Here is a 19,482-nt window from a genome sequence, read left to right on the forward strand (position 1 = left end):
GAGCTGAGAGCCAATCCACCCCTGCTGGATAGCCGTCACGCATGAATCCGATTGTCCGCTGGTTCCACCAACTCGGTTCTCCGCCCACGTTCGATCGTTTCGCCGCCCGCTGGTCGCGGGTGTTCTACCTCGCGGCCGTGCCGGTCCTGCTTGTCGGAATCTGGCAGGCATTGCTGGTGGTGCCGCCGGAAGCCCGGCAGCTGGACAGTTTCCGCATCCTCTACATCCATGTGCCCAGCGCCTGGATGAGCCTGTTCGTATTCGCGCTGATGGCGCTGTACGCCGCCATTGCCCTGATCTGGCGGATCAAGGTCTGCGAGATCCTGGCCATGGCGTGCGCGCCGATGGGCGCGGGGTTCACGCTGATCACCCTGCTCACCGGCAGCATCTGGGGCAAGGGCACGTGGGGGACCTGGTGGGACTGGGACCCGCGAATGACCAGCGAACTGGTGCTGCTGTTCCTGTATCTGGGCGTGATCGGCCTGTACCACGCCATCGAGGACCGCCGCAGTGCCGCCCGTGCGGCCGGCCTGCTGGCCATCGTCGGCGTCAGCCTGCTGCCGGTGATCCGCTATTCCGTGGACTGGTGGGGTGGGTTGCACCAGCGCCAGTCGATCAACGTGTTCGGTGAATCGGCCATCGACAGTGCGATGATCGCCCCGCTGTGGTGGATGGTGATCGGTACCAAGTTCTGGTTCGCCGGTTCGGTGCTGGCCAAGGCGCGCGCCGACAATCTCGACCGCGAGGCCGGCAAGGCCTGGGTCGGTGGCCGCATCGACGCCGCGCAGGCTGCTGCGGAGAACCCGCAATGAGCCACCTGCCCTACGTGATCGGTGCGTACGCGGTGTTCGTGCTGGTGCTCTGCGCCGACGCGCTCGGTTCCTGGCTGCGCCTGCGCGCCGCCCGGCGCATGGCACAGGCCCGGCAGCAGCGGCAGCAGGCACGTGCCAGCGCCCAGGATGTCCCACCGTCGCTGTCCACGGAGCTGGAACGATGACACCGGTCCAACGCCGCCGCCTGGCCTGGGTCCTGCTGGCCCTGCTCGCTTCCGGCCTGGCCACCGCGCTGGTGGCGATGGCACTGGAGCGCAACATTGCTTACCTGTACACGCCCTCCGAAGTGCTGCGTGGCGACGTCGAGCCGCAATCTCGGTTCCGCCTCGGCGGCATGGTGGTGAAGGGTTCCTTCAACCGCCCGCCCGGCTCGCTGGAAGCCCACTTCCTGGTCACCGATGGCGATGCCCAGCTGGCGGTGACGACCTCGCGCATCCTGCCGGACATGTTCGCCGAAGGCACGGCCGTGGTCGCCAGCGGCCGCCTGCAGGATGGCGCGCTGCAGAATGCCGTGTTCATCGCCGACGAAGTGCTGGCCAAGCATGACGAGCAGTACGTGCCGAAGGAAGTGGCCGACAAGATGGGCCAGGCCCATCTCAAGCACGACGTGCCGGTGACGGCACCCGAGGTCCGCTGAGTGCTGCCCGAACTGGGTCAGATCCTGCTGCTGTGCGCACTGCTGGCGTCGCTGCTGCTGGCCGGCCTGCCGCTGGCCGGCGCCCATCGCGGCAACGCGGCGTGGATGGCGGTGGCACGGCCGGCCGCTTACGCGCAGCTGCTGCTGGTGGCCGGTGCATTCGCGGTGCTGACCGCCACCTTCGTGCAGCAGGACTTCTCGGTGCGCTACGTGGCCGAGAACTCCAACTCGCTGCTGCCACTCATCTACCGCTACTCGGCGGTGTGGGGCGCGCACGAAGGCTCGCTGCTGATGTGGGCGCTGGTGCTGGCGCTGTGGACTGGAGCGGTCGCGCTGTTCTCACGGCACCTGCCCCGGCACGTGCAGGCGCGCGTGCTGGCGGTGATGGGCATCGTCAGCGTGGGCTTCCTCGCCTTCCTGATCTTCACCTCCAACCCGTTCCTGCGCTTGAACCCGGCCCCGCTGGAGGGCCGTGACCTCAATCCGCTGCTGCAGGATCCGGGGCTGATCATCCACCCGCCGATGCTGTACCTGGGCTACGTGGGTTTCGCGGTGCCGTTCGCCTTCGCCGTGGCCGCGCTGCTGGAGGGACGCGTGGACGCACGCTGGCTGCGCTGGACGCGGCCATGGACCAATGTCGCCTGGGCGTTCCTGACCCTGGGCATCGCCCTGGGCAGCTGGTGGGCCTACTACGAACTGGGCTGGGGCGGCTGGTGGTTCTGGGATCCGGTCGAGAACGCCAGCTTCATGCCATGGCTGGTCGGCGCCGCACTGATCCACTCCCAAGCGGTCACCGAGAAGCGCGGCACCTTCGGCAGCTGGACCCTGCTGCTGGCGATCGCCGCATTCGCGCTGTCGCTGCTGGGCACGTTCCTGGTGCGCTCCGGCGTGCTGACCAGCGTGCACTCGTTCGCCGCCGATCCTTCGCGGGGCCTGTTCATCCTCGTGTTCCTGTCACTGCTGGTGGGTGGAAGCCTGCTGCTGTACGCGCTGCGCGCGGGCCAGCTGAGCATCGACGCCGATGATGCCCGCCGCGGCTTCACCGCAACCTCGCGCGAAACGCTGCTGCTGGCCAACAACCTGCTGCTGGCCACCGCCTGCGCGATGGTCCTGCTCGGCACGCTGTACCCGCTGCTGGCCGATGCGCTGGCGCTGGGCAAGATTTCGGTCGGCCCACCCTACTTCGGCAGCCTGTTCCTGCTGTTGATGGCGCCGTTGGTGCTGCTGCTGCCCTTCGGCCCGCTGGTGAAATGGCAGCGCGACCAGCCTTCGCGCGCCATGGCCCTGCTCGCCCCCTGGTTCGGTCTGGCGGTACTGCTCGGTGCGCTGGCCTGGTGGCAGGCGCCGCAGAACGGATGGAAAGCCGGCATCGGCGTCGCCGCGGCGGCCTGGGTCGCGCTGGGCACCGCCCGCTTCGTCTGGCAGCGGTTGCGTGGCAATGGCCGCTTTACTGCCGAAATGCTCGGCATGATCGTTGCCCATGCCGGCGTCGCCGTGTTTCTGGCGGGCGCGTTGCTGGTGGAAGCGCTGAACGTGCAGCGCGAAGTGGCGCTGGCACCGGGCCAGCAGATCGTGGTCGGCGGTCACGAAGTGCGCTTCGAAGGCGTGGATCACCGCGAGGGCCCCAACTTCATTGCCGACCGCGGTCATCTGCGGGTGTTCCGCGACGACCGCGAACTGGCCCTGCTGCATCCGGAGAAGCGGCAGTACGCCAGCGGTGGCCAGGTGATGACCGAGGCCGGCATCGATGCGCGCATCGGCGGTGATGTCTACGTGGCATTGGGTGAGCCGCTGGGCAACAATGCATGGGCGGTCCGCGTCCACATCAAACCGTTCGTGCGCTGGATCTGGCTGGGCGCGCTGCTGATGGCCCTGGGTGGATTCATCACCGCCGCTGACCGCCGCTTCCGTCGTCCGTAGGAGTTTCCATGTCCGAGTCCCCCGCCCCGCGCCCCTCCCGCCCGCTGCCGCCGGTCGCCATCGTTATCGGCGTGCTGTTCTTCTTCGGCCTGCTCGGGTTGATGATCTACGGCGTGATGAAGTCGGGCGACCCGCAGCGCGACGTGCTGCCTTCGGCCCTCATCGACAAGCCCGCCCCCGCCTTCGCGCTGCCGGTGCTGCACGATCCGCAGATGATCGTGCGCAGCGAAGAACTGCGCGGTGCGCCCTATCTGCTGAACGTCTGGGGCAGCTGGTGCGCGGCCTGCCGCGAGGAACACCCGGTACTGACCCGTTTCGCCGAGAGCAAGCGCGTGCGCGTGATCGGCTACAACTGGAAAGACGACCCCACCGATGCCCTGCACTGGCTGGAACAGCTGGGCAATCCGTTCATGGTCGTGCTCAGCGACATCGAAGGCCGTACCGCGATCGACTGGGGCGTAACGGCCGCGCCGGAGACCTTCCTCGTCGACGGCAGCGGCATCGTGCGCTGGAAGTACAGCGGAGCGATGACGCAGAAGGTGGTCGACGAGAAGCTGATCCCGGCGCTGGAGAAGATCGAGAAGGCTCAGTACGATGCGGCCGGTTCGCAGCGCGTTGCTCCGTAGCGGCCTGCGCGGGCTGCTGGTACTGCTGCTGGCCGGGTCGTTGCCCGGCCTGGCGCAGCAACCACTGCATGACCCAAAGCCGCTGCAGTTCCGTGATGCAGCGGAGGAGCGTCGTTTCCACGACCTCGCCGCGCAGCTGCGCTGCGTGCAGTGCCAGAACCAGTCGCTGGCCGATTCCAACGCCCAGATCGCCCAGGACCTGCGCCGGGAGGTACTGCAGCTGATGCAGCAGGGCCATGACGATACGCAGATCAAGCGCTTCCTCGTTGCCCGCTATGGCGACTTCGTGCTTTACCAGCCCCCACTGCAGCCGGGCACCTGGTTGCTGTGGGGTGGTCCGCTGCTGGTACTGGGCGCCGGCGCGCTGGTGGTGGTGGGCATCGTCCGCCGTCGTGCCCGCACCGTGGCCGCCGCACCGCCGACATCGGCCGACGTGGGAGAGGACTGGTGAACGATTGGCTGCTTTTCGCGGCTGCCGCCAGCGCTGCGCTCACTGCGCTGCTGGTGTTGTGGCCGCTGCGGCGGCAAGGCCGCACCGGCTTCGTCGTCGCCGTGGTTGCCGTGGGCATCGCCGGCGCCTGCCTGTACCAGCTGGTGGGGAACCCGCAGGCGGCACGGGTGCAGCCGGCGCCATCGGTGGCGACCCTGCGCGAGGGCGTGCAGGCCCTGCAGGGCGCGCTGCAGCGCGATCCACAACGTGCCGACGGCTGGGCCCTGCTCGGCCGCTCGCAGAGCGAACTGGGCAACGCCGCCGCAGCCGCCGAAGCCTTCGCACGCGCGGTGGCACTGGCACCGGACGACCCGGGCGTGCTGGTGGAAGCGGCACAGGCGCGCGCCCAGGCCGATGCCGGAAAGCAGTTCGACGACACCGCTGTATCGTGGCTGCAGCAGGCGCGCACGCTGGCGCCCGAAGCCGAACGGGCCAGCTGGCTGCTCGGCATCGCCCTGCGCCAGCGCGGCCGCAACAACGAAGCCGCCGATGTCTGGAGCGGCCTGCTGCCGCACCTGGAACCGGGTGCCGCGCAGGCGCTGCAGGCACAGATCGCCATTGCCCGCGAAGCGGCCGCACAGGCGCATGATCCGGCCCCGGCGACCTGGCCTGCACTGCTGCAGGTGCGTGTGCAGCTGCCCACCTCCGTGCAGCATGCGCAATGGCCCGCGGGCGCGCAGATCTTCGTGCTGGCACGTGCGGTCGGCGGCCCGCCGATGCCGGTCGCGGTGCGCAAGCTGCCTCTGGCTGGTTTTCCCGGCACGGTCGGACTTGGCGACGGCGACAGTCCAATGCCCACCGCCCCCCTGTCAGCGCATCGCGAGGTGGAAGTGCTGGCGCGGATCTCGCGCAGTGGCAGTGCCAATCGCGGCGACGGTGACCTGCAGAGCCTGCCGGTAAAGGTGACCCTGCCGCATGAGGACGTGGTGGAACTGCGGTTTCCGTAACACCGCACCGCTGCGCTCGCCGGGCACGGCCCGGCGCTACCTGTGCGCTTGCCATCGGTAGCGCCGGGCCCTGCCCGACAGAGGGTTGGCGTGCGACATTCGCCCGCTGATGGAAACCAGCGTGTCGCCAGCTCCACATGTGGCCCCGCTAGAATGCCCGCATGACCGAATTCATTCCGCCCGGCACCCGCTTCCATGCCCTGCCTTCGCCCTTCCCGTTCAAGCGCGGCGGCGCCCTGCACGGTGCGCGCGTGGCCTACGAGACCTGGGGCACGCTGGCTGCCGATGGGGGCAACGCGATCCTGATCGTCACCGGCCTGTCGCCGGACGCACATGCCGCCGGCAACGCAGGCAATCCCGCACCGGGCTGGTGGGAGGCGATGCTCGGGCCGGGCAAGCCGATCGATACCGACCACTGGTTCGTGGTCTGCGTGAACTCGCTGGGCAGCTGCAAGGGCTCGACAGGACCGGCATCGATCAATCCGGCGACCGGCGAACCGTACCGACTCGACTTTCCCGAACTGTCGATCGAAGACGGCGCACGCGCCGCCGTCGAGGTGGTGCGTGCGCTGGGTATCGAACGGCTGGCATGCGTGATCGGCAACTCGATGGGCGGCATGACCGCGCTGGCGGTGCTGATGCTGCATCCGGGAATCGCGCGCAGCCACATCAACATTTCCGGCAGTGCGCAGGCGCTGCCGTTCTCCATCGCCATCCGATCGCTGCAGCGGGAAGCGATCCGTCTCGATCCACGCTGGAACAGTGGCCGCTACGACGACACCCAGTACCCTGAATCCGGCATGCGCATGGCGCGCAAGCTGGGGGTGATCACCTACCGCTCGGCGCTGGAATGGGACGGCCGCTTCGGTCGCGTGCGCCTGGATTCGGACCAGGCCGACGACGATCCGTTCGGCCTGGAGTTCCAGGTCGAAAGTTATCTCGAAGGCCACGCGCGCCGCTTCGTGCGCTTCTTCGATCCGAACTGCTATCTGTACCTGAGCCGCTCGATGGACTGGTTCGACCTGGCCGAGTATGCCGATGGCGATGTCATGGCTGGACTGGCCAGGATCCGTGTGGACAAGGCGCTGGCCATCGGTGCCAACACCGACATCCTGTTCCCGGTGCAGCAGCAGCAGCAGGTGGCCGACGGCCTGCGCGCCGGCGGCGCCGATGCACGCTTCATCGGACTGGACTCGCCGCAGGGCCATGATGCCTTCCTGGTCGATTTCGATCGGTTCGGCCCGGCTGTTCGCAGCTTCCTCGACACGCTCTAGTGGGATGGCGGCGTCATCTCGCGCTGGCCGCCTTCGGCGCGCTGATCGCACTGACGATCAGCGGCGTTCTGCCCCTGTGGCTGGGCGGCTGGTGCCTGCTGGCCAGTGCCGTGTCGTTTGGCCTGTATGGCCATGACAAGCGCGCCGCGCAACGCAACCAGCGGCGCATTCCGGAACGGACACTCCAGCTGCTGGCCTTCGCCGGCGGCTGGCCCGGCGCATTGCTGGGCCAGGCGACGTTCCGCCACAAGCATCGCAAAGCCGCGTTCCAGTGGGTGTTCGGGTTGTGCGTGCTGGCCAATGTGGCCTCGATCGCCGTGATGCTGCGCGAATTTTCCTGATGAGGCGCGCCGCTCACGCCTCGCGGATCAGCACGCCATCGCGCAACCGGTACTGCGCGTCGACCACGCCATCGGGCAGGTCGTCATGGGTGATCATCAACAGGCTGCGACCGTCCAGCAGACCGGCCAGATCCTGCAGCAGCGCATGGGCCGTGTCCACGTCCAGGCCTTCGGTCGGTTCGTCCAGCAACAGGATCGGCGCGTTGCGCAACAGCGCGCGGGCCAGCGCCAGGCGTCTCGCCTGACCCGCGGACATCGTCGCACCGTTCTCGCCAACCCAGGCCAGCAGGCCACCATTGCGCTCGGCCCACTCGCCCAGCCGCACCCTGTGCAACACGGCCCACAGTGCAGCATCGTCGGCATCATGATCCCCCAGGCGCAGGTTCTCCGCCACGCTGCCGGCGAACACCGGGGCGTTCTGCGGCAGCCAGGCCAGCTGCCGATGCCAATCGGCCTGGGCGAAATCACGCAGGTCCCGCCCGCCATAGGTCAGCCGGCCCTGCTGCGGATCCCACAGGCGCAGCAGCAGGCTGGACAACGTGGTCTTGCCGCAGCCACTGTCGCCACGGATCGCGATGCGCTCGCCGGGCGCCAACGTCAGCTGCAGCCCGCGCAGCACCGGGCGTACCGCCCCCGGCCACTGGAAGTGGACGTCATCCCAGTGCACGCGTGCGTGCACCGGAACCGGCTGCGGTGCCAGCGGTTCGTCCACGGCCGGCGGCTGCTCGACGATGGACTGCAGGCGATCGGCCGAGATGCGACCGGACTGCAACGACTGCCATGCCAGGCCCATCCCCGCCCACAGCTCGATCAGCGCCACCGTCAGGAACACCAGTCCGGCTGCCATTTCAGCGGCGATGCGCTGCTGCTCGGCCGCATGCAGGGCCAGTGCCAGCATGGCCACCAGGCCAAGTCCGGCCACGCTGCCGTGCAGTGTCGACGCGGCGATCAGGCGCCAGCGGCGACGGCGATCACGCGCGGCCAACTGCTTGGCGGCCACCCGCACCTTCAGCTGCCACGCCGCATCGGCATGCAGCGCCGCCAGATCACCCGCGCCTTCCAGTCCTTCAAACGCGGCAGTGCGCAGCGCGGCTCGATGCGCGGCGCGATCCGCTTCCTCGCCATCGCGGCCACGCACGCCCAGCCACGGCACACCGAAGGCAATCAGCGCGGCCAGCACCGCCAGCAGCACCGCTGCGGACGGCAGGATCATCGCCGCCGACAGCACGGCCACCGTCGACAGGGCACCCAGCGCGACCAGCGGGCCCAGCGCGCGGACCAGCAGGCCGTCCACTTCACCGATATCACCGAGCAGGCGCGCGAGCAGCTCGCCGGTGCGGGTGGCACCCAGCCGCGCGGGCGCCAGTGGCAGGGCGCGCCGGAAGAACCACACCCGCAGGTCACGGGCGATGCGCAACGTGGCATCGTGGCCAACCAGCTTCTCGAAATAACGGGAAACGATGCGTGCCATGGTCAGGCCACGGATGCCGGCCGAAGGCGAAAAGAAGTTGAAGCCCTGGCCGAGACCGGCGGCACCGGCCAGCGCCGCTGCGGTGAGGAAGCCACCGGACAGGCCAAGCAGGGCGGTACCTGCCAGCATCGTGGTCCACAGCAGCAGCATGGTCAGCAGCAGACGCGGCCGCTGCTGCAGGAACACCGCACGCAGCGTATCGGGCGAGCGGCTCATGCGTGCACCGCCTGTGCCGGCTCGACCAGACGTCCTTCCGGCAGCAGCAGGCAGCGATCAGCCCAGGCGATCACGGCCGGGCTGTGGGTGGCAACCACCACGCTGCGACCACGCGCGTAGGCGGCAAGACTGCGCAGCAGCGCGGCCTCGGTATCTGCATCGAGGAAGGCGGTCGGCTCATCCAGCAACAGCACCTGCGGGTCGCGCAGCAGCAGGCGGGCCAGGCCGATGCGTCGTGCCTCTCCTCCGGACAGGCCGAAGCCGCGTTCACCGATGATCGTATCCAGCCCCTGCGGCAGCCCCTGCGCGAACGTGAGCACCTGCGCTGCCTCGGCCACCGCGCGCAATCGTGCATCACTGGCGCCAGGATCGGCCAGCCGCAGGTTGTCGGCGATGCTGCCGTGGAACAGATAGGGGCGCTGGCTGGCATAGGCCACCTGCACGCCGGGGCGCAGCATCAGCCTGCCCTCGCGCGGCGGCAGCCAGCCGGCCAGTGCCTCCAGCAGCGTGCTCTTGCCGCTGCCGCTGGCACCCACCAGTGCCAGCCGCTGGCCTGGCTCCAGCAGCACATCCACGCCCTGCAGCACATCCTGCGACGCGCCCAGCGGGCGCAGCACCAGGCCCTGCGCCTGCAGCGGCGGCAGTGCGGCCTCGGCCGGCTCCACTGCCAGCGGCACGACCTCGTTCTCGATCAGTCCCTGCTCATCCGGCAACGACTGCAGCAGGCGCTCCACTTCGGCTGCCGCGGCCAGCGCGTTGGCACGATCGTGATAATGGGCGGCCAGTCGTCGCAGCGGTGCATAGAATTCCGGTGCCAGCAGCAGGCAGAACAGGCCGGCGCCCAACGTCGGCACGGCCGCATGCAGCGACATCATGCCCAGATAGCTCAAGCCCAGGTACAGCGCGACCATCGCCACGCTGACGGAAGCGAAGAACTCCAGCACCGTGGACGACAGGAACGCGATCCGCAGCACTTTCATCGTGCGCAGCCGCACGCCCTCGGCAGCGGCTTCTATGCCCGCCAGCTCGGCCTCGCCCCGTCCGTACACGCGCAGCAGGCCCAGGCCCTTGATGCGGTCGGCGAAATGGCCGCTCATGCGCGCCAGCTCACCCAGCTGCGCGCGACCTGCCGCTTCGGCGCCCCACCCCACCAGCATCATGAAGAACGGCACCAGCGGCGCCGTGAACAGCAGGATCAGCGCCACCACCCAATCCACCCAGGCCACCGCGGCCAGGATCAGCACGGGCACCACCACCACTTCAGTGCGCACCGGCAGGAAACCGCTGTAATAATTCTCGATCGCATCACCATGATGCAGCAGCAGCTCGCCCAGCTCGCCGGTGCGGCGCTGCCGCAGCCACAGCGGCCCGTGGCCGAGCAGGCGCGCGAACACGCGCTCGCGCAGGGCCAGGCGGGCAGTGTCGGCAACATCGCCGGCGGCAGCCTGGGTCGCGCTGCCCAATGCCGTGCGCAGCAACAGGATCAGCGCCAGTGCGGCCAGCACCGGCAGGCCCGAGGACAGCGGCGCCTGCTCCACCAGAACCTGCTGCACCAGCCAGGCGATGGCGGCGGCCTGGCCGATCAGCAGCGCGCCGGACAGGCTGATGCATACGGCCGCCAGGCGCTGGCGGCCCCGTGCCCCCCGCGCAAGGTCGGCCAGCCACGCGGTGCGGGCACGCCGCTGCCGGTTCGTCTCGGCTTCCGGCGAAAGGACGGTCGGTTCGGCAGCGCTCAAAGGGTCTTCACAGGGAGTGGAGGATGGATGGCATTGTAGGCACAGGCAACAGCCTCCCCCTGCGGCCAGGGGTCGCAGTTTTCACAGGGCCCGCATACGATCTCTTCGCGTACCTGTTCATACATTGATCTGGATCAAGGCTGTCTGAAGTAGTCGGTCACATCATTCACGTCGTAGACCACCCTTCCCGCCACCTGCAACGGCACTATCCAACGAGGTAGCCAGGCCATGATTGATCAGACAGTCGTAGAACTGTCGCGGCTGCAATTCGCGCTGACCGCGATGTACCACTTCCTATTCGTACCACTCACCCTGGGCCTGTCGTTCATGGTCGCCATCATGGAGAGTGTCTACGTGATGACCGGCAAGGAGATCTGGCGCCGGATGACCCTGTTCTGGGGCGTGCTTTTCGGCATCAACTTCGCCATGGGCGTGGCCACCGGCATCGTCATGGAATTCCAGTTCGGCATGAACTGGTCGTACTACAGCCATTATGTGGGTGACATCTTCGGTGCGCCGCTGGCGATCGAAGGGCTGATGGCCTTCTTCCTGGAAGCCACCTTCGTCGGCCTGTTCTTCTTCGGCTGGAACCGCCTGAGCAAGGTCAAGCACCTGACGGTCACCTGGCTGATGGCGCTGGGCACCAACCTGTCGGCGGTGTGGATCCTGATCGCCAACGGCTGGATGCAGAACCCCACCGGCGCGGTGTTCAACCCGGAAACCATGCGCATGGAAGTGGTCGATTTCATGGCCGTGGTGTTCAACCCGGTGGCGCAGGCCAAGTTCGTGCATACCGTCAGCGCCGGCTACGTGACCGGCGCGGTGTTCGTGATGTCGATCAGTGCCCTGTTCCTGCTGCGCAACAAGCACAAGGACCTGGCCCGCCGTTCGTTCGCGGTGGCCGCTGCGTTCGGCCTGCTGTCATCGCTGTCGGTGGTGGTGCTGGGCGATGAGAGTGGCTACGCCGCCAGCGAGCACCAGAAGATGAAGCTGGCCGCGATCGAGGCGATGTGGGAGACCGAGCGTGCCCCGGCGGACTTCACCGCCTTCGGCATTCCCAACCAGCAGACGCACCAGAACGACTATGCGGTGAAGATCCCATACCTGATGGGCCTGATCGCCACCCGTTCGCTGGACCAGCCGATCCCGGGCATCCTGGAACTGGTGGAGCGCGCCGAGCACCGCGTACGCGGCGGCCAGCTCGCCTACGGTGCGCTGGAGCGCCTGCGCGCCAACAAGAACGACGTCGAAGCCCGTGAGATGTTCGACCGCCACTGGCAGGATCTGGGCCATGGGCTGCTGCTCAAGCGCTACCGCGAGGACATCCTCAACGCCACCCCCGAACAGATCTCGCAGGCGGCAATGGATACCGTGCCGCGCGTGATGCCGCTGTTCTGGACCTTCCGCGTGATGGCGGGCCTGGGCTTCTATCTGATCGCCTTCTTCGCATTGGCCTTCTACTACTCGTGCCGCAACAACTTCCAGGACAAGCGCTGGTTCCTCACGCTGGCCCTGTGGACGCTGCCGGCACCGTGGATCGCGATCGAATGCGGCTGGTTCGTGGCCGAGTACGGCCGTCAGCCCTGGGCGGTTGATGGCGTGCTGCCGACGTTCTACGCGGCATCGGGCCTGGCCCTGCACCAGATCGTGCTGACCCTGGCCGGCTTCACCGCGATCTACACCGCACTGATCGTGGTCGAGATCAAGCTGATGCTCAAGGCGATCCGCAAGGGTCCGGACGAGGTGCTGCCGTCGCTGCAGTCGCCCCGCCCGCATGCTTCCCACAATGCCGCAGCGCCGGCCGCCGGCCAGGCCTGAGGCAGGAGAAAACCAAGATGGATTTCATTCTTCTGGACTACACCACGCTGCGCGTGATCTGGTGGCTGCTGCTCGGCATCCTGCTGATCGGCTTCGCGGTGATGGATGGTTTCGACCTGGGAGTGGGCACGCTGCTGCCTTTCGTGGCCCGCACCGACGCCGAGCGCCGGCTGGTGATCAACACCATCGGCCCGGTATGGGAAGGCAACCAGGTGTGGCTGATCCTGGGTGGTGGTGCGATCTTCGCCGCCTGGCCGCCGCTGTACGCGGTCAGCTTCTCAGGCTTCTACCTGGCGATGTTCGTCATCCTGTTTGCCCTGATCCTGCGCCCGGTCGGCTTCAAGTTCCGCAGCAAGATGCCGGGCGAGCGCTGGCGCAACACCTGGGACTGGGCGCTGTTCATCGGCGGCTTCATCCCTGCGCTGATCATGGGCGTGGCGGTGGGCAACGTCCTGCTGGGCGTGCCGTTCCACTTCGATGACAGCATGCGCATCTTCTACACCGGCTCGTTCTTCGGGCTGCTGATGCCGTTCGCGCTGCTGGCCGGCCTGCTCAGCGTTTCCATGCTGGTGGCCCACGGTGCCGCGATGCTGGTGATCAAGACCGATGGCCCGGTGGCTGAACGCTCGGCACGCTTTGGCAGCATTGCCGCGCTGATCGCCTTCGCACTGTTCGCGGTGGGGGGAGCCTGGGTGGCCTTCGGCCTGCCGGGCTACCAGATCACCTCGCAGGTGATCACCGACGGCGCCACCAACCCGCTGCTGAAGAGCGCCGAGCTGGGCGCGGCCGGCGGCTGGATGCGCAACTACAGCACCATGCCGGCGACCCTGCTGGCGCCGCTGGTCGGCCTGCTTGGCCTGCTCGCCAGCGCGGTGCTGCTGCGTGCCCGTCGCGGCGGCCTGGCCTTCATCGCCTCCGGCGCAGCCATCGCCGGCATCATCCTGACCGTCGGCTTCGCGATCTTCCCGTTCCTGCTGCCGTCCTCCAGCCAGCCCACCTCCAGCCTGACCGTGTGGGATGCCTCGTCCAGCCATCTGACCCTGTGGATCATGCTGCTGGCCACGGTGGTGTTCCTGCCGATCATCCTCGCTTACACCACCTGGGTGTACCGCGTGCTCAAGGGCAAGACCACCAGCGATGAAATGGGCAGCAACCCCAACGCCTACTGATCCCCTGCCTCCCAAGGAGAACCGAACATGTGGTATTTCGCCTGGATCCTCGGCGCCGGCCTCGCCTCGACGGTCGCCATCCTCAACGGCATGTGGTTCGAAGCCCGCGAACAGAACCGCATCGACACAGAGAATCGTCGCTGAAATGTAAAAAAACCTTGCCGCCCAGGCCTTCACACGGTATCTTAGGCGGCTCCTTCGGGGTGTAGCTCAGTCTGGTAGAGCGCTACGTTCGGGACGTAGAGGTCGCAGGTTCGAATCCTGTCTCCCCGACCACTTCGGTGGTCGCATTGAAGCCTGGTGAAGTCGTCCAGGCTTTTTTGTTCCCTGAAGAGCCGCTGCCCCCGGCAGCGTGAAGGAAACGGCGTTCACCCCTTGCCGCCATCGGGGTGAACGGCTAGAATAGGCGGCTCCCTTCGGGGTGTAGCTCAGTCTGGTAGAGCGCTACGTTCGGGACGTAGAGGTCGCAGGTTCGAATCCTGTCTCCCCGACCACTCCGGTGGTCACCAAGAAGCCTGGAAGACGCCATCGTCCTCCGGGTTTTTTTGTGTCTGCCGTCCAGCGACCCGCCGGACGCAACGCCGGAGAGGCGCGCCGCAGCGCGCCGGAAGGTGCCGATAGCGACAGATTGCGCCGACGGGACCTCGCCTCGCCAGCCACGTACAATGATGTCCACTCCCCCACCTGCCGCGTCGGCGTAGACCGATGCCGGCGCTGCACGCCACTGTGGCGGCGTGCGACACCTGCAAGGACCACCATGAGCTCCTCCTCATCCGAATCGCCGTCGCTGCTGCACGGCCGCGTTCTGGCATTCGCCGCCATCCTGCTGGCGGCGGTCAACCTGCGCACTGCCGTCACCTCGATCACCCCGCTGCTGGACGTACTGGGCCAGCAGTTCGGATTCGGCACCACCATGACCGGCGTACTGGGCATGCTGCCGACCGCCTCGTTCGCGCTGTTCGGCGTGGCCACGCCGGCCGTGGCCCGGCGCCTGGGCCTGGAGCGCACCACCCTGCTGGCGATGATCCTGGCCACGGCAGGCCTGCTGCTGCGCTCCAGCGCCGGCAACGTCGGCACCCTGCTGCTGGGCGCGGTCGTCGCGCTGGCTGGAATGGGCATCGGCAACGTGGTGGTGCCGCCGCTGGTGAAGCGCTATTTCGCCAACAAGGTCGGCACCATGAGCACGCTCTACATCAGCGTGCTGCAGCTGGGCACCATGCTGCCGGCACTGCTGGCGGTGCCGGTGGCCAGCGCGGCCGGCTGGCGCGTATCGCTGGGCATGTGGGCATTGCTGGCATTGGCCGCCGCGCTGCCGTGGCTGGTACTGGCCAGGCGCGCGCCGAAGCCGCAGGCCGACGCTGCCGATCCCACCGCGCAGCCTCACGGCAAGGTCTGGCGCACCTCGTTGGGCTGGAGCATGACGCTGATGTTCGGCATGACATCGTTGATGACCTATTCGATGTTCACCTGGCTGCCGCGCATCGTGGTCGAAGCCGGCGCCACACCTGCGTTCGGTGGGGTGATGGTGGCGGTGTTCTCGGCGCTGGGCCTGTTGCCGTCGCTGGTCATTCCGTCGATGGCGGTGCGCCTGCAGAATCCGTTCCCGCTGGTCCTGATCGGCTATTCGTCATTCGTGATCGCCTTTGCCGGCCTGCTGCTGGCCCCCATGAAGGCGCCGCTGCTGTGGGCCTGCCTGCTCGGCGTGGGCCCCTCGACCTTCCCGCTGGCGCTGACCCTGATCAACCTGCGCACGCGTACCCCGACCGGTTCCGCCGCGCTGTCCGGCTTCATGCAGGGCGTGGGTTACAGCTTCAGCTGCCTGGGTCCGTTCCTGGTCGGTTGGCTGCATACCGTCAGCAACGGCTGGACGCTGCCGTTCGGCTTCCTGTTCGGCTGCGCCACGCTGATGCTGTGCGCATCGTGGGTGGCCTGCAAGCCGCGAAAGCTGGAAGACCTCTGGTAAAACGGCTCGCCGCCGGCGCAGGCCTGGCGGCTGCCGGGTCAGACCCGCGTCTGACCCTCGCCGCGGACCACGAAGCGCTCGACCGTCAGTGCCTCCAGCCCCATCGGACCATAGGCATGCAGGCGCGTGGTGGAGATGCCGATCTCGCTGCCCAGCCCAAGCTGGCCGCCGTCCGAAAAGCGCGAGGACGCGTTGACCATCACCACCGCCGAGCGCAGCGCATTGACGAACCGCTCGGCATTGACGGCATCGGTGGTCGCGATCACTTCGGTGTGATCGGAGGTGTAGCGGCGGATATGCGCGATTGCCGCATCGAGATCATCGACGACGCGCACGGCCAACACCAGATCGAGGAATTCGGCTGCGTAGTCCTCGTCGGTCGCCTCGGTGCTGCCCGGCAGCAACGGACGCGCGTGGGCATCCGCACGCAGTTGTACGCCCCGTTCGCCAAGCGACTGCGCCACGCGCGGCAGGAACTCCGCCGCCACGCGCCGATGCACCAGCAGCGTCTCCAGTGAATTGCATGCGGCCGGCCGGCTGCACTTGCCATCGACCAGCAGGCCGACGGCCTGGTCGAGATCGGCGCTGGCGTCCACGAACAGATGGCAGACGCCCTTGTAGTGCTTGATCACCGGCACGCGCGCGTGTTCGGCGACAAAGCGGATCAGGCCTTCGCCGCCCCGCGGAATCGCCAGGTCGATCAGCTCGTGCAGCTGCAGCAGCTCCAGCATCGCCTCACGCCGCAGGTCGGTCAGTACAGTCACCGCTGCGGGGGGAACACCGTTGGCCTGCAACGCACAGGCCAATGCCTGGGCAATGGCGGTATTGGAATGGATCGCCTCGGAGCCACCACGCAGGATCACGCCGTTGCCTGCCTTCAGGCACAGTGCGGCCGCTTCGGCGGTCACGTTCGGGCGCGCCTCGTAGATCATCGCGATCACGCCCAGCGGCACCCGCACTTTCTGCACGCGGATGCCATTGGGGCGGACGTCGTCGCGGGTCACCTGCCCGACTGGATCGGGCAACGCGGCAACCTCACGCACCGCGTCGGCCATCGCCAGCAGACGCGGCGGGTCCAGTGCCAGCCGGTCCAGCATGGCACTGCCGACGCCCTTGTCGCGCGCGGCGGCCAGGTCGCGCGCATTGCCGGCCAGGATCTGGCCGGCATTCACTTCCAGTGCCTGTGCCATGGCCTGCAGCAGCGCGCGCCGCGCTTCGCTGTCGAGGCCTGCAACCGCCTGGGCCGCGTCACGGCAGGCGCGTGCCTGTGCTTGGATGTCACTCATCGAGGTGTCCTGCGGTCCGGTCATGGCAGCACCAGATCGTCACGATGGACGACGCTGCCCCCATAGTTGTAGCCCAGTACGGCCTGGATGTCGCGCGAATGGCGGCCAGCGATGCGGCGCACGTCGTCAGCCGCGTACTGGCTGACACCACGGGCAACGCAGACCCGCCCTTCGGCGGTGTTCCAGCACACCTGCACCATGTCGCCCCGGCGGAAATCACCGTCGGCACCGGTGATGCCACCGGGCAGCAGCGAGGCGCCCTTCTCACGCATCGCCTGCGCCGCGCCGGCGTCGATCACGATCGCGCCATCGGCCAGGGGGGCATGGCGCAGCCAGTGCTTGCGCGCCGCTTCACGGCTGCGTGCGGCATGGATCCGGGTGCCGAACAGGCGATCCTGCGCCAGCGCGCGCACCACCTCGCCGCTGCGGCCGTTGAACAGATAGGTTTCGATACCCAGCCGGCCGGCCTTGGCTGCGGCCTCCAGCTTGGTACGCATGCCCCCGGTGCCCGCGCGCGAGCCGGCGCCGCCGGCCATCGCCAGCACGTCCGGGCCCAGTTCCGGCACATCGTGCAGCGGCCGTGCGTCGGCCACGGTGCGCGGATCGGCGCTGTACAGGCCATCGATGTCGGTGGCGATGAACAATGCGTCGGCATCGACCAGCGCCGCCACGGTCGCGGCCAGGTTGTCGTTGTCGCCGAGCTTGAGTTCATCCACCGAGACGGTGTCGTTCTCGTTCACCACCGGCAGCGCACCCAGCCGCAGCAGTTCGGTGAGGGTGGCGCGGGCGTTGAGGTAGCGGCGGCGGTTGCGCAGGTCGTCGTGGGTCAGCAGCACCTGCGCGACCGGGCGCTCGAAGAAGCGCTGCCACAGGCCGATCAGCTGCGCCTGGCCAAGCGCAGCCAGTGCCTGCCGCGCGGCCATCGCAGCGCCCGGCGCATCGGCACGCGGCAGGATCGCGCGGCCGGCGGCGACCGCGCCCGACGAGACGATCACCACTTCGCGGCCAGCCAGCACATTGGCCGAGACGAACTGGGCCAGGCCAAGCGCGTGGCGTGGCGACAGGCCGCCTCCATCGGCAGCGAGCAGGCTGCTGCCCACCTTCAGTACGGCACGTCGCCATGGCGGCAGCGCCTGTTCGGGAAACGGCGAAGCGACGGGGGCGGCGTGCGGGGTCATGGCCGGGCTCTCAGCGCGTATTCCATTCGTGCACGGTCAGCTCGGAGGCCTGCATCGTCACCAGCGGATCCGTGGCGACGATGGCCTGCGCCTGTGCGAGGCTCTCCACGTTGCACAGCACGTAGGCACCGCCGCTGCCGTCGGCGAAACCACCGGTGAGCTGCAGTTGGCCCTGCGCACGCAGTCCATCGAGGAAATCCAGATGCGGCTGCACAGCGGCGGCACTGAAGCCGGGCCGGCGCATGGCCAGGACCAGATAGACGGTGCCCGCCATCAGGACAGCGCCTGCCAGCGCGCGCGCAGCTCATCCAGGCGCAGGTCCGATGCCGAACCCGGCGAGACACGCGCGGCCAGGCTGCCCTCCGGCGTGCGTCCCTGCCCTGCGCTGTCGGCACCTGCCGCGGCGGCCTTGTAGGCGTCGCGGAACGGCACGCCGGCCACGGCGGCCTCGACCGCGACGTCGGTGGCATACATGCCGGAGTCGATCGCCGCGCGCAGCCTGTCCTCGCGCCATTCCAGATTGGCCAGCAGCGCCGGCAGCAGTTCCAGCGCGGCCAGGCCGCGACCGAAGCCGTGGAAGATGGCCCCCTTGGACGACTGCAGATCACGATGGTAGCCGGACGGCAGCGACAGCAGCTGTTCGATTTCGGTGCGCGCCGCAGCAACGCTGGCGTGGGTGGCACGCATCAGTTCGATCACATCGGGGTTGCGCTTGTTCGGCATGATCGAGCTGCCGGTGGTGTACTGCGCCGGCAGTGCGACGAAGCCGAATTCGGCGCTGGTGAACAGCGACAGGTCCCAGGCGATGCGACGCAGGTCCAGGGTAGCGCCACCCAGCGCCTCCAGGGCGGCCAGCTCGAACTTGCCGCGCGACAGCTGTGCATAGATCGGTGATACCTGCATGCGCGCGAAACCGAGCGCAGCCGTGGTGTGTTCACGGTCCAGCGGCAGGTTCACGCCATACCCGGCGGCGGTACCCAGCGGGTTGGCATCGACCAGCGCATGGGTGTCACGTGCACGGATGGCATTGTCGATGAAGGCTTCCGCCCAGCCGGCCCACCACATGCCCGCCGAGGACACGACGGCTCGCTGGATGTGCGTATAGCCCGGCACCGGCAGGTCCTTTTCCGCCTGAGCGCGGTCGAGCGCGACCTTGGCCACCTCGGCGCTGAGCTGGGCGACGCGCTGCAGCTTTTCCTTCAGCCACAGGCGCGTGGCGACCAGGATCTGGTCATTGCGGCTGCGACCGGTGTGGATCTTGCGGCCGGCATCACCCAACCGCTCGGTCAGGCGCGCTTCGATCGCCGAGTGACCGTCTTCATAGCGCGTATCCAGCACGAAACGGCCTGCGCGGAAGTCGTCTGCCAGCACCTCCAGCTCGCGCAGCAGGCCCTCCAGCTCGCTGGCGGCGAGGATGCCGATGTGCTGCAGGCCCTGTGCATGCGCGGCGCTGGCCGCGATGTCATGCAGGAAGAACTCACGGTCGAGGATCACGTCATCGCCGGCGAGGAAGGTCTGGATCTGGGCGTCGACAGCGACGCCGGGTTTCTGCCAAAGAAGGTCTGCCATGGGGGCTC

General features: G+C 68.1%; 19 protein-coding genes and 2 tRNA genes. 15 read left to right on the forward strand and 6 right to left on the reverse strand.

The genetic code is table 11. The annotated features are described in order from the left end of the window. The first annotated feature begins 41 nt into the window (after nucleotides 1–41). The 9 genes from ccmC to ACZK08_RS13240 all read left to right on the forward strand — a co-directional run bounded on the left by ccmC (nucleotide 42) and on the right by ACZK08_RS13240 (nucleotide 7,068). Nucleotides 42–812, forward strand: coding sequence for a heme ABC transporter permease CcmC (gene ccmC / locus ACZK08_RS13200; RefSeq protein ID WP_065181944.1), 771 nt, complete (start codon nucleotides 42–44; stop codon nucleotides 810–812). Continuing rightward, nucleotides 809–997 carry a heme exporter protein CcmD gene (ccmD, locus tag ACZK08_RS13205; RefSeq protein ID WP_053516869.1) on the forward strand — a complete coding sequence of 63 codons (189 nt, stop codon included), beginning with the start codon at nucleotides 809–811 and terminating at the stop codon, nucleotides 995–997. The genes ccmC and ccmD overlap by 4 nt, the downstream gene beginning before the upstream one ends. Continuing rightward, nucleotides 994–1,470 (forward strand): cytochrome c maturation protein CcmE, encoded by a 477-nt coding sequence (ccmE, locus tag ACZK08_RS13210; RefSeq protein WP_053516868.1) that lies wholly within the window; start codon nucleotides 994–996, stop codon nucleotides 1,468–1,470. The genes ccmD and ccmE overlap by 4 nt, the downstream gene beginning before the upstream one ends. After that, nucleotides 1,471–3,390 (forward strand): heme lyase CcmF/NrfE family subunit, encoded by a 1,920-nt coding sequence (locus tag ACZK08_RS13215; RefSeq protein ID WP_065181943.1) that lies wholly within the window; start codon nucleotides 1,471–1,473, stop codon nucleotides 3,388–3,390. Nucleotides 3,391–3,398: 8 nt separating this feature from the next. Further along, nucleotides 3,399–4,016 (forward strand): DsbE family thiol:disulfide interchange protein, encoded by a 618-nt coding sequence (locus ACZK08_RS13220; RefSeq protein WP_065181942.1) that lies wholly within the window; start codon nucleotides 3,399–3,401, stop codon nucleotides 4,014–4,016. 4 nt (nucleotides 4,017–4,020) lie between these two features. Then, a complete protein-coding gene (locus ACZK08_RS13225; RefSeq protein WP_053516933.1) occupies nucleotides 4,021–4,467 on the forward strand; it encodes a cytochrome c-type biogenesis protein in 447 nt (148 codons plus the stop codon). After that, nucleotides 4,461–5,453, forward strand: a complete 993-nt coding sequence (locus tag ACZK08_RS13230) for a tetratricopeptide repeat protein (RefSeq protein ID WP_065181992.1) — start codon at nucleotides 4,461–4,463, stop codon at nucleotides 5,451–5,453. Before ACZK08_RS13225 ends, ACZK08_RS13230 begins: the two co-directional genes overlap by 7 nt. A gap of 161 nt (nucleotides 5,454–5,614) precedes the next feature. Next, entirely contained in the window at nucleotides 5,615–6,727 is a 1,113-nt protein-coding gene (gene metX, locus ACZK08_RS13235; protein WP_065181941.1) for a homoserine O-acetyltransferase MetX, read from the forward strand. Continuing rightward, complete coding sequence (locus tag ACZK08_RS13240) at nucleotides 6,727–7,068, forward strand: DUF1294 domain-containing protein (protein ID WP_065181940.1); 342 nt, start codon at nucleotides 6,727–6,729, stop codon at nucleotides 7,066–7,068. The genes metX and ACZK08_RS13240 overlap by 1 nt, the downstream gene beginning before the upstream one ends. A 13-nt stretch (nucleotides 7,069–7,081) precedes the next feature. On the opposite strand, the gene cydC is transcribed toward ACZK08_RS13240, so the two are convergent. Then, nucleotides 7,082–8,755 (reverse strand): thiol reductant ABC exporter subunit CydC, encoded by a 1,674-nt coding sequence (gene cydC, locus ACZK08_RS13245; protein WP_478452232.1) that lies wholly within the window; start codon nucleotides 8,753–8,755, stop codon nucleotides 7,082–7,084. Then, nucleotides 8,752–10,491 carry a thiol reductant ABC exporter subunit CydD gene (cydD, locus tag ACZK08_RS13250; RefSeq protein ID WP_065181938.1) on the reverse strand — a complete coding sequence of 580 codons (1,740 nt, stop codon included), beginning with the start codon at nucleotides 10,489–10,491 and terminating at the stop codon, nucleotides 8,752–8,754. The genes cydC and cydD overlap by 4 nt, the downstream gene beginning before the upstream one ends. A 228-nt stretch (nucleotides 10,492–10,719) precedes the next feature. Between cydD and ACZK08_RS13255 the strand changes: the two genes are divergently transcribed. The 6 genes from ACZK08_RS13255 to ACZK08_RS13280 all read left to right on the forward strand — a co-directional run bounded on the left by ACZK08_RS13255 (nucleotide 10,720) and on the right by ACZK08_RS13280 (nucleotide 15,441). Next, a complete protein-coding gene (locus ACZK08_RS13255) occupies nucleotides 10,720–12,309 on the forward strand; it encodes a cytochrome ubiquinol oxidase subunit I (protein ID WP_053520344.1) in 1,590 nt (529 codons plus the stop codon). Nucleotides 12,310–12,326: 17 nt separating this feature from the next. Further along, nucleotides 12,327–13,478: a cytochrome d ubiquinol oxidase subunit II gene (cydB, locus tag ACZK08_RS13260; RefSeq protein WP_053520343.1), complete on the forward strand. Its 1,152-nt coding sequence runs from the start codon at nucleotides 12,327–12,329 to the stop codon at nucleotides 13,476–13,478. Nucleotides 13,479–13,505: 27 nt separating this feature from the next. Continuing rightward, nucleotides 13,506–13,622, forward strand: a complete 117-nt coding sequence (cydX, locus tag ACZK08_RS13265; protein ID WP_053520342.1) for a cytochrome bd-I oxidase subunit CydX — start codon at nucleotides 13,506–13,508, stop codon at nucleotides 13,620–13,622. Nucleotides 13,623–13,677: 55 nt separating this feature from the next. Beyond that, nucleotides 13,678–13,754 (forward strand) — tRNA-Pro (locus ACZK08_RS13270). 141 nt (nucleotides 13,755–13,895) lie between these two features. Further along, nucleotides 13,896–13,972, forward strand: a tRNA-Pro gene (locus ACZK08_RS13275). A 263-nt stretch (nucleotides 13,973–14,235) separates the two neighbouring features. Further along, complete coding sequence (locus ACZK08_RS13280) at nucleotides 14,236–15,441, forward strand: CynX/NimT family MFS transporter (protein ID WP_053519699.1); 1,206 nt, start codon at nucleotides 14,236–14,238, stop codon at nucleotides 15,439–15,441. Between the two features lie 38 nt (nucleotides 15,442–15,479). On the opposite strand, the gene ACZK08_RS13285 is transcribed toward ACZK08_RS13280, so the two are convergent. From ACZK08_RS13285 to argH, 4 genes are read right to left on the reverse strand one after another with little or no spacing between them, the layout of a single operon-like run. Continuing rightward, nucleotides 15,480–16,751 (reverse strand): glutamate-5-semialdehyde dehydrogenase, encoded by a 1,272-nt coding sequence (locus tag ACZK08_RS13285; RefSeq protein WP_065181937.1) that lies wholly within the window; start codon nucleotides 16,749–16,751, stop codon nucleotides 15,480–15,482. Beyond that, nucleotides 16,748–17,905, reverse strand: a complete 1,158-nt coding sequence (gene proB / locus ACZK08_RS13290) for a glutamate 5-kinase (RefSeq protein WP_053519697.1) — start codon at nucleotides 17,903–17,905, stop codon at nucleotides 16,748–16,750. Before proB ends, ACZK08_RS13285 begins: the two co-directional genes overlap by 4 nt. A gap of 10 nt (nucleotides 17,906–17,915) precedes the next feature. After that, a complete protein-coding gene (locus ACZK08_RS13295) occupies nucleotides 17,916–18,179 on the reverse strand; it encodes a YciI family protein (protein ID WP_065181936.1) in 264 nt (87 codons plus the stop codon). Then, nucleotides 18,179–19,474, reverse strand: coding sequence for an argininosuccinate lyase (argH, locus tag ACZK08_RS13300; RefSeq protein ID WP_065181935.1), 1,296 nt, complete (start codon nucleotides 19,472–19,474; stop codon nucleotides 18,179–18,181). Before argH ends, ACZK08_RS13295 begins: the two co-directional genes overlap by 1 nt. Nucleotides 19,475–19,482: the final 8 nt, after the last annotated feature.

The sequence above is a fragment of the Stenotrophomonas sp. 112478_Sma genome (assembly GCF_056479905.1).

Coding starts and splice junctions, on each gene's coding strand:
- ccmE (WP_053516868.1), top strand. CDS start 994: ATGACACCGGTCCAACGCCGCCGCCTGGCCTGGGTCCTGCTGGCCCTG.
- ACZK08_RS13255 (WP_053520344.1), top strand. CDS start 10,720: ATGATTGATCAGACAGTCGTAGAACTGTCGCGGCTGCAATTCGCGCTG.
- argH (WP_065181935.1), bottom strand. CDS start 19,474: ATGGCAGACCTTCTTTGGCAGAAACCCGGCGTCGCTGTCGACGCCCAG.
- ACZK08_RS13295 (WP_065181936.1), bottom strand. CDS start 18,179: ATGGCGGGCACCGTCTATCTGGTCCTGGCCATGCGCCGGCCCGGCTTC.
- metX (WP_065181941.1), top strand. CDS start 5,615: ATGACCGAATTCATTCCGCCCGGCACCCGCTTCCATGCCCTGCCTTCG.
- ccmD (WP_053516869.1), top strand. CDS start 809: ATGAGCCACCTGCCCTACGTGATCGGTGCGTACGCGGTGTTCGTGCTG.
- cydX (WP_053520342.1), top strand. CDS start 13,506: ATGTGGTATTTCGCCTGGATCCTCGGCGCCGGCCTCGCCTCGACGGTC.
- cydB (WP_053520343.1), top strand. CDS start 12,327: ATGGATTTCATTCTTCTGGACTACACCACGCTGCGCGTGATCTGGTGG.
- proB (WP_053519697.1), bottom strand. CDS start 17,905: ATGACCCCGCACGCCGCCCCCGTCGCTTCGCCGTTTCCCGAACAGGCG.
- ACZK08_RS13280 (WP_053519699.1), top strand. CDS start 14,236: ATGAGCTCCTCCTCATCCGAATCGCCGTCGCTGCTGCACGGCCGCGTT.
- ccmC (WP_065181944.1), top strand. CDS start 42: ATGAATCCGATTGTCCGCTGGTTCCACCAACTCGGTTCTCCGCCCACG.
- ACZK08_RS13220 (WP_065181942.1), top strand. CDS start 3,399: ATGTCCGAGTCCCCCGCCCCGCGCCCCTCCCGCCCGCTGCCGCCGGTC.
- cydC (WP_478452232.1), bottom strand. CDS start 8,755: ATGAGCCGCTCGCCCGATACGCTGCGTGCGGTGTTCCTGCAGCAGCGG.
- ACZK08_RS13285 (WP_065181937.1), bottom strand. CDS start 16,751: ATGACCGGACCGCAGGACACCTCGATGAGTGACATCCAAGCACAGGCA.